Annotated in this window: 8 protein-coding genes and 3 tRNA genes; 7 read left to right on the plus strand and 4 right to left on the minus strand. The window is 60.0% G+C overall.

Annotated features, from left to right (window positions below; genetic code table 11):
* Nucleotides 1-33 precede the first annotated feature (33 nt).
* The gene (locus tag GQF02_RS06370) at nt 34-1,917 is read left to right on the plus strand and encodes a PglL family O-oligosaccharyltransferase (protein WP_160795699.1); all 1,884 of its coding nucleotides are present in this window, start codon (nt 34-36) and stop codon (nt 1,915-1,917) included.
* Nucleotides 1,918-2,019: 102 nt separating this feature from the next.
* On the opposite strand, the gene rpoH is transcribed toward GQF02_RS06370, so the two are convergent.
* The 4 genes from rpoH to ftsY all read right to left on the minus strand — a co-directional run bounded on the left by rpoH (nt 2,020) and on the right by ftsY (nt 6,173).
* Nucleotides 2,020-2,865 (minus strand): RNA polymerase sigma factor RpoH, encoded by an 846-nt coding sequence (rpoH, locus tag GQF02_RS06375; protein WP_160795701.1) that lies wholly within the window; start codon nt 2,863-2,865, stop codon nt 2,020-2,022.
* A 162-nt stretch (nt 2,866-3,027) separates the two neighbouring features.
* Nucleotides 3,028-3,936 (minus strand): permease-like cell division protein FtsX, encoded by a 909-nt coding sequence (gene ftsX, locus GQF02_RS06380; protein ID WP_160795703.1) that lies wholly within the window; start codon nt 3,934-3,936, stop codon nt 3,028-3,030.
* Complete coding sequence (ftsE, locus tag GQF02_RS06385; RefSeq protein ID WP_160795705.1) at nt 3,933-4,586, minus strand: cell division ATP-binding protein FtsE; 654 nt, start codon at nt 4,584-4,586, stop codon at nt 3,933-3,935. The genes ftsX and ftsE overlap by 4 nt, the downstream gene beginning before the upstream one ends.
* A gap of 66 nt (nt 4,587-4,652) precedes the next feature.
* A complete protein-coding gene (gene ftsY / locus GQF02_RS06390; RefSeq protein WP_235930073.1) occupies nt 4,653-6,173 on the minus strand; it encodes a signal recognition particle-docking protein FtsY in 1,521 nt (506 codons plus the stop codon).
* A gap of 208 nt (nt 6,174-6,381) precedes the next feature.
* Between ftsY and rsmD the strand changes: the two genes are divergently transcribed.
* From rsmD to GQF02_RS06420, 6 genes are all read left to right on the plus strand, one after another.
* The gene (gene rsmD, locus GQF02_RS06395) at nt 6,382-6,942 is read left to right on the plus strand and encodes a 16S rRNA (guanine(966)-N(2))-methyltransferase RsmD (RefSeq protein ID WP_160795707.1); all 561 of its coding nucleotides are present in this window, start codon (nt 6,382-6,384) and stop codon (nt 6,940-6,942) included.
* 83 nt (nt 6,943-7,025) lie between these two features.
* Complete coding sequence (locus GQF02_RS06400; RefSeq protein WP_124735796.1) at nt 7,026-7,277, plus strand: YfhL family 4Fe-4S dicluster ferredoxin; 252 nt, start codon at nt 7,026-7,028, stop codon at nt 7,275-7,277.
* 141 nt (nt 7,278-7,418) lie between these two features.
* Nucleotides 7,419-7,503: transfer RNA gene (locus tag GQF02_RS06405), tRNA-Tyr, on the plus strand.
* A gap of 44 nt (nt 7,504-7,547) precedes the next feature.
* Nucleotides 7,548-7,621, plus strand: a tRNA-Gly gene (locus tag GQF02_RS06410).
* Between the two features lie 20 nt (nt 7,622-7,641).
* Nucleotides 7,642-7,716, plus strand: a tRNA-Thr gene (locus GQF02_RS06415).
* Nucleotides 7,717-7,750: 34 nt separating this feature from the next.
* Nucleotides 7,751-7,893, plus strand: a 143-nt coding sequence (locus GQF02_RS06420; RefSeq protein WP_235930088.1) for a GTP-binding protein, incomplete at its 3' end; no start/stop codon positions are given.

Here is a 7,893-nt window from a genome sequence, read left to right on the forward strand (position 1 = left end):
CCCTTCCTTTGTCCTGAACGGCTGTCTGTCTTTATGCGCCTGAATTTTGCTGTTGCCCCGCTGGCCCTGCTGGCTTGGGCGCTGGTTGCCATCCTGCCTTTTTTATCGCGCATCCACTATGTGCCGCTACCGCAATGGTTTGGCGAGGCGAGCGTGGTGTGGCTGACGCTAGTGGCGACCGGCTTGCTGGGACTGGCGGGCTTGTGTCGGCGCGGCTTTGGCCGCGAGGTCTTTCCCGGCAAGCTTATCGCGGCTGACGCCGCTCCTACAGCCATTCATGCCGCCGCTCCTGCGCTCACCTCTGCGCACTTGTTTGCCGCCTTGCCGCGCGTCGGGGTGTGGATGCTGGTGCTGGCTGCTGCATGGGCTTTGCAGGGCCTGTTCGTGCCCTTGCTGTTTCCCGGCCTGAATCAGGCCACCGCGCTGGCATTTACCGCCTTGGCTTTGCTCGCCGGGGTGACGCTATGCCTGCGTGACTGGTTTGGCGACGAAGAAATCCACCTGCGCCTGGCGCAGGCTTTGCTCGCGGGGGCGCTATTGCAGTCTTTGATTGGCCTGGCGCAGGTAACAGGGCTGGTGCAGGTGCTGGGCGGCTTGCTGTTTTACGACAGCGCGCATGTGACCACGAATGTGTTCGGCCATATCGGCCAGCGCAACCAGTATGCGCACTATTTAAGCTGGGGTGTGGTGGCGGTGGCCTATCTATGGGCCGTGCGCAGTCTGCCGCGCGTGTGGGCGCTGGCACTATTGGTTTGGCTGGCGCTGTCGATTGCCTGGGCCGGTTCGCGCACTGTGCTGTTGTATGCGGCGGCGATGCTGGTGCTCTCGCCGTTCTGGCTGTGGCGCGTGCGCGACGGGATGGCGCGCCGTTTCGCGATGACGCTGGCGCTGGCGGCGCTGGCGATTATTGTCTTGCAGTTTGCCTTGCCGGCTTTCAATTCGCTGTTGAGCACGCTGACCGGACAGGGCGGGGTGGCTAGCGGTGTGGAGCGTATCGCGGCGGCCGGTGGCGAGAGCATGAATTCGCGCCGTTTTGCCGAGTGGCACAAGGCTTGGCTGGTATTTAATGAAGCGCCTTGGCTGGGTGCAGGCTGGTCGCAGTTTGCTTCCCATAGCGTGGCCTTGCAGACCCGGCCCGAGTTTGCCGCGGCAGCCTTTAACAGCGGGCTGTTTACCAATGCGCACAATCTGCTGCTGCAACTGCTGGCCGAAACCGGGGTGGTGGGCACGACGCTGGTGCTGGGCGGTTTGCTGTGGGTGGGGGCGCCGTTTTTCGGCCGCCGGATGGCTGCACGGCATCTGTTGCCGGTGACGGTGCTGGTCATCAGCCTGATTCACAGCATGGTTGAGTACCCGCTGTGGTATCTGTATTTTCCTGCGGTGGGGGTAATGGCGCTGTCGCTGGCGCCTTCGCGGCCGTTTGTCCTGCCACGGCTGTTTCAGGCGGGGGCGTGGGGGCTGTCGCTGTGGCTGGTCGTGCTGTGTGCCACCAGCTTGCCGCGCTATTGGGAGCTGGTGGGCTTGTATACGCCGGCAGCAAATAGCGAGCGGCGAGCGGCGCAACAGGTGCGTCTGGGCGAAATTATCGAGCGCGAGCCGCTGTTTGCCTTTCATGCGCTCAATACGCTGGACAACTATCTGCAGCCGACGGCCAAGGATCTGCCGCAGAAGCTGGCGTGGATCACGCGGCTGGCGGCTTTCCGTCCCTATCCGGACGTGTTGCTGAAAAAGGCGCAGATGGAGGCGCTGGCCGGAAAGCCGGATCAGGCGCGCCGAACCTTGCAGCAGGCACTGGCATCCTTCCCGACCTATGCGCCGCAGTTTATGGCGACGCTCGCCGGTAGCGAGCCGGCGTGGCAGGGCTTGTATCAGGAGGCGAGCGCGGCACGCGGACGCTTGCCTGCGCGTTACCGTTAAAAAGGTTGCAAAGACAAATTCGCCCGCGGTGCGGGCTCCTGTGCGATTGAGTGCGATCGCGGGAGCCCGCACCGCGGGCGATATTTATGGTGCAGTTTGTACTCAGGCGACCAGCGCGGTTTTCATTTTTTGCAGTGCCTTGACTTCGATCTGGCGGATGCGCTCGGCGGAGACGCCGAATTCGGCGGCCAGTTCGTGCAAGGTGGCACCGCTGTCGTCGGCCAGCCAGCGTGCTTCGACGATGCGGCGGCTGCGTGCGTCCAGTGTCGCCAGCGCTTCGCTCAGGCCTTCGCTTTGCAGGCGGTCGACGGCTTTTTTCTCGATCTGGCGCACCGGTTCGTGTTCGCTGTCGGCCAGCCAGTCGATGGGCGCGTAGCTGTCATCGTCGCCATCATCGGCCAGCAGCGCGACATCCTGCCCGGTCATGCGGGTTTCCATTTCCAGCACTTCTTCCGGTTTGACGCCCAGATCGTCGGCGATCTCGCGCGCCTCGACATCGGACAGCGCCGACATGCTTTTCTTCATGCTTCTGAGGTTGAAGAACAGTTTGCGCTGTGGCTTGGTGGTGGCAATGCGTACCAGACGCCAGTTGCGCAGGATGAATTCGTGCATTTCGGCCTTGATCCAGTGCACGGCAAACGAGAACAGCCGCACGCCGCGTGCGGGTTCAAAGCGTTTGACGGCTTTCATCAGGCCGATATTGCCTTCTTGTATCAGGTCGGCTTGCTGCAGGCCGTAGCCGGCATAGCCGCGGGCGATGGACACCACTACGCGCATATGCGACATCACCAGCGTGCGCGCGGCTTCCAGATCGTTTTGTTCGTGATAGCGCGTGGCCAGCTTGACCTCTTCTTCCTGCGACAACATGGGCAGGCGGTTCACCGCCTGGATATATTGCTCCAGACTGCCGGTGCTGGAAGGAACGGGTAAAGCGAGGGATGCGGTCATAGTCGTACACTACCTCCTGTCTTGAACTCGGATGTTAGCACTCACTGTTAGGGAGTGCCAGAACACAACAGTTCCCCGATGACGGAAAATTTCAATGGCAAGCATAGCGTGTGGCAATGAAGGGAGGCTTAAGCGGGGCGGCAGGACGCTGCCCCGGCCGGTTTAATGCGCTTGTGCCTGGCGCAGGTGATGGTCGGTCGCCAGACGTGCGCCGCTGATGGACAGGAAAGCCGCGATCAGCAGTAGCAGGCCCAGTTCGCCGGCATTCAGGCTGCGTAGCGCCAGTTGCTCGTTGTAAAGGCGGGCCAGTTCGGCCAGCACCGGGTTGGCAACATGGATCAGATAGCTGGCCATGCCCCAGGCGAGCAGCGCCGACAACAGGCCCTGCCATAGCGCGTGATAAAGGAAGGGGCGGCGGATAAAGCTGTCGCTGGCGCCGATCAGCTTGGAGATATTGATCTCGTCGCGCCGCGCCAGTATCTGCATGCGTATGGTGTTGTGGGTGACCAGTACCAGCGCCACGGCAAAGGCAATGCCGAGGAACAGCGTCAACTGCTCGCCCAGCTTGAGTAGCTGGCTCAGGCGTTGTGCCCATGCTGCATCAAACTGGACGTTTTCCACCATGGGCAGGCCGGACAACTCTTTTTGCAGCAGATCCAGATCCTGGGTTTGCAGCGAAGCCGGCTTGACTACGAAGGCGTCAGGTAGCGGGTTGCCATCCAGACCCTCGCTCATGCCTGCGATGCCGTTGCGCGCTTCCAGCGCTTCCAGCGCGTGGTCCTTGTCTATAAATGCGAAGCCGCCCACCTTGGGATGGTTCTTCAGCGTGCTTTCAACGGCGGCAAGGTCGGCCGGCTCGCTATTCATTTCCATGAAGATCGTCAGCTCGGGGGTGACGTTCAGCTTGCCGCTCCAGTCTTCTATGCTCTGTACCGCCAGATAGAGGCTAAGCGGCAAGGCCAGCGCAAGCGACAGCATCAAAAGATTGAGCAGGCTGGCCAGTGGCTGGCGCAGGATATGCATCAGCGCGCGGGTGGCACTTTGCCAGTGCAAGGTCAGATAGTGTTTCATGAGGCAAATTGCCCCTCCCGCAGGCGGATAATGCGACGGCCGTAGTCTTCCATCAGGGTTTCGTCGTGCGCCGAAATCAGCACAGTGACGCCAACCTGGTGGAAGGATTTGAACAGCTCCATGATATCGAGCGCGTAGGCTCGGTCGAGGTTGGCCGAGGGTTCATCAGCCAGCAGGATGCTGGGGCGGTGCACCACGGCGCGCGCGATGCACAGGCGCTGCTGCTCGCCACCAGACAGGCCGATGGGCATGCTCTTTTCCTTGTTCAGCAGGCCGACCTTGTCCAGCGCTGCGCGCACGCGCCGGGCCGCATCGCGCCGGTCAAAACCGATAATGTCCAGCGGCAGCATTACATTGTCGAATACCGAGCGGTCGTACAGCAGCTTGTGGTCCTGAAAAACGATACCGATATGCTGGCGCACATAGGGTAGCTGGCTGGCGCGCAACTGGCTGAGGTTCTGCCGGTTGACGATGACGTTGCCCGAGGTGGCGCGCTCGATGCCGGAAACCAGCTTGAGCAAGGTGGACTTGCCGGCGCCGGAGGGGCCGGCGAGGAACACCATCTCGCCGTTTTCTATGGAAAAGCTCAGGTTTTTCAGGGCGTCGAAGCCGCCCGGATAGCGCTTGCTCACCTGATCGAACTGGATCATGTGATGTTCCCCTTGTAGCAAAAAACAGGCGCGCTTCTATTCAAAGCGCGCCTGCGGTGTGATGTGTCAGTCGAACAGCGCGTCTACATAATCGCGCGCCTTGAATGGCCGCAAATCGTCTATGCCTTCGCCTACACCGATAAAGCGCAGCGGAATCGGGCGTTGCGAGGCAATGGCGGCAATCACGCCGCCCTTGGCCGTGCCGTCCAGCTTGGTCAGGATCAGACCGGTGAGCGCGAGCGCATCATCAAAGGCTATCACCTGCGATACGGCGTTCTGGCCGATATTGGCATCCAGTACCAGAATGGTTTCGTGAGGCGCGTCGGGCAGGGCTTTGCTGATCACCCGCTTCACCTTCTTGATTTCCTCCATCAGGTGCAGCTGGGTCGGCAAACGGCCGGCGGTATCGGCCAGCACCACATCAATGCCGCGCGCCATCGCCGCCTGAATCGCGTCAAAGCACACGGCGGCCGAGTCACCACCTTGCTGGGCAATCACGGTGACGTTGTTGCGTTCGCCCCAGGCAATCAGCTGCTCGCGGGCGGCGGCGCGGAAGGTGTCGCCGGCGGCCAGCAACACACTCTTGCCCTGATCCTGGTAATACTTGGCCAGTTTACCGATAGAGGTGGTCTTGCCGGCACCGTTCACGCCGGCCAGCATGATTACGAACGGCTTTTTGCCGCTGATATCCAGCGGTTTTTCCAGCGGGGTGATCAGCTCGCTGATCGAGTCCTTGAGCGTGCCTTTGAGTTCGGCGGCGTCTTTCAGGCCCTTGAGCGACACGCGTTCACGCACATCATCCAATAAATGGGTGGTGGCGGCGATGCCCATGTCTGCCGTCAGCAGTACTGCTTCCAGCTCTTCGTACAGCTCTTCATCGATCTTGCCGCCGCCAAACAGGGAGGCCAGTGATTTGCCCAGTTTGCTGCGCGTCTTGGCCAAGCCCGCTTTCAGTCGTTCGGTCCAGCTGCTTTTCTTCGGCTCGGCGACAGGTTGTGGCGCGATGGCCGGCGGGGTGACGGCGACTTGTTCGGCTGGCTGCACCTCCGGCGTTGCTGACACTGGCGCTGCTGGCTCCACTTTCGCGATATCGACTACTTCTGGCGCTGTAGCGGGTGCGGCCTCTTCGAGTGGCGCGGCTACAGGAGTCGGAGCGGGCTCGCTAGCCGCAGCTGCCGGTGTGATGGCTGGTGCAGTAGCGGGCTCTTCCTGTGTCGCTGCCGGTGTTGCAGGTTCGGTGGCGATGATTTCCGGTGTTGTCGCTACAGCGGGCTGAGCGGCGGGGGAAGGCGTTTCATTCTGTATGCCCAGTCCGGCCTTGAGTCGTTCCTTCCAGCCAAGCTTGTGCGGGCTATGGTCTGCGCTTGGGGCTGCCTCTGGCTCGGCGGCGGTGTGCGTTTGCGGTGCGGCAATGGCCGGCGCATCTGCGACTGGAGCAGGGGAGGCGGTGTTATCGCTTACCGTGGCGGCGTGCCCGCTTTGGCTATCCTGCGTGGGGAGGGGCTGTGTCGGCTCGGGCGTCGGAGTGGAATTGCTGGCTTCTGTTGCGACGGGAGCGGGTGGTTTTTTCTTGAAAAAGCTGAACATGCTGGCGTGTCTGTAGGTCTGTGTCCGATACGCGATTGTATCTTCAAATGCCGTGACGGGCAGTTCTATTGCATGTCGTGGCGGTGTGGCAGGGGAAAACACATATATATGGAGTGGTATGCAGGCGACAGCGCGGCTTTGACTTGGTTGCAATGCAGCCAAAGCGACAAGTTCACGGTAAACTCTGCGCCTTGAATTTGGAGGATGTATGGGCGAGTACCGCAACAAGGTGCGTATCATTGCCGGTAAATACCGGCGCCGCTTGCTGGCTTTTCCCGATGCGGAAGGCCTGCGCCCTACGCCTGACCGGGTGCGCACCACCTTGTTTAACTGGCTGGGGCATGAGCTCGATGGCCTGCATTGCCTGGATCTGTTTGCCGGCAGTGGTGCGCTGGGCTTTGAGGCTGCATCGCGCGGCGCGCAACGGGTGGTGATGATAGAGCGCGAGCGCAAGGCGGTGGCTGCGCTCAAGGCCAGTCGCGAACTGCTTGCGGCGCACGAGGTCGATATAATGGGGGGCGATGCGCTGTCCTACCTTAAAACGACGCGTGACCGCTTTGACCTGATCTTTCTTGACCCGCCGTTCAGCCAGGATTTGTTGCCGGCCTTGTTGCCGCTGCTGCCGCGTCTGCTGAACGAGGGCGGACGGGTTTATGCCGAGGCTGCCAAGTTTCCGCCGCTGGCGGGTTGGCTGGTGTTAAAGGAGGGCGTAGCCGGCATGGTGCATTATGCGCTGCTGCAAAAGCCTGCGCCGGATGGCGCACTTTAAGCATATCTATATAGATGTGCCGTTCTTGCCCTTTAGCGGGGCGGGTGACAAAATCGTAAGCAGGAATACTTGAGGAAAACTGTATGTCTTTGATGATTACGGATGAATGCATCAATTGTGATGTCTGCGAACCGGAATGCCCGAACAATGCCATTTCGCAAGGCGAAGAGATCTATGTGATTGACCCTAATCTGTGTACGCAGTGCGTGGGGCATTATGATGAACCCCAGTGCCAGCAGGTGTGCCCGGTCGATTGTATTCCACTGGATCCAAACCATCCTGAGACCCAGGAAGAGCTGCACGCAAAGTATCTGATTATTACCGGCAAGGCCTAAGTGCTTGATTCTGAAAAGGCTTGTACCGGTTAAAGTGGTAAAACAGCCTGTTTTTACTGGTAGTTAAGCGATTTTAGAAAAAAATACACGATAAAGTGTTGACGGACTAAGGGGTGATCTGTATTATTCGGGTCTCTCCAAGGGGGGATTCCCGAGCGGTCAAAGGGATCAGACTGTAAATCTGACGGCTCAGCCTTCGAAGGTTCGAATCCTTCTCCCCCCACCAGATTTAGATTATCTTGGCGGCGTGAAGTAAGCGGCGCGTGATAAGCGGGTGTAGCTCAATGGTAGAGCAGAAGCCTTCCAAGCTTATGACGAGGGTTCGATTCCCTTCACCCGCTCCAGGATATGTTTTAGTGTGAGAGCCCATGTAGCTCAGGGGTAGAGCACTCCCTTGGTAAGGGAGAGGTCGGCGGTTCAATTCCGCCCATGGGCACCAAATCCAACCTTGTTAAGTTTCAGGGAATTTTACCATGGCTAAGGAAAAATTCGCGCGGACCAAACCGCACGTAAACGTTGGCACCATCGGTCACGTGGACCATGGTAAGACCACTCTGACTGCTGCTATCACCACTATTCTGTCGAAGAAGTTCGGTGGCGAAGCCAAGGGTTATGC

Source organism: Craterilacuibacter sinensis (assembly GCF_009831765.1).
Classification (GTDB): Bacteria; Pseudomonadota; Gammaproteobacteria; order Burkholderiales; family Chromobacteriaceae; genus Craterilacuibacter; species Craterilacuibacter sinensis.

Bases quoted from the DNA above. Each gene is read 5' to 3' on its own strand.
- rpoH (WP_160795701.1), bottom strand. From the start codon at position 2,865: ATGACCGCATCCCTCGCTTTACCCGTTCCTTCCAGCACCGGCAGTCTG.
- ftsX (WP_160795703.1), bottom strand. From the start codon at position 3,936: ATGAAACACTATCTGACCTTGCACTGGCAAAGTGCCACCCGCGCGCTG.
- rsmD (WP_160795707.1), top strand. From the start codon at position 6,382: ATGGGCGAGTACCGCAACAAGGTGCGTATCATTGCCGGTAAATACCGG.
- ftsE (WP_160795705.1), bottom strand. From the start codon at position 4,586: ATGATCCAGTTCGATCAGGTGAGCAAGCGCTATCCGGGCGGCTTCGAC.
- ftsY (WP_235930073.1), bottom strand. From the start codon at position 6,173: ATGTTCAGCTTTTTCAAGAAAAAACCACCCGCTCCCGTCGCAACAGAA.
- GQF02_RS06400 (WP_124735796.1), top strand. From the start codon at position 7,026: ATGTCTTTGATGATTACGGATGAATGCATCAATTGTGATGTCTGCGAA.
- GQF02_RS06370 (WP_160795699.1), top strand. From the start codon at position 34: ATGCGCCTGAATTTTGCTGTTGCCCCGCTGGCCCTGCTGGCTTGGGCG.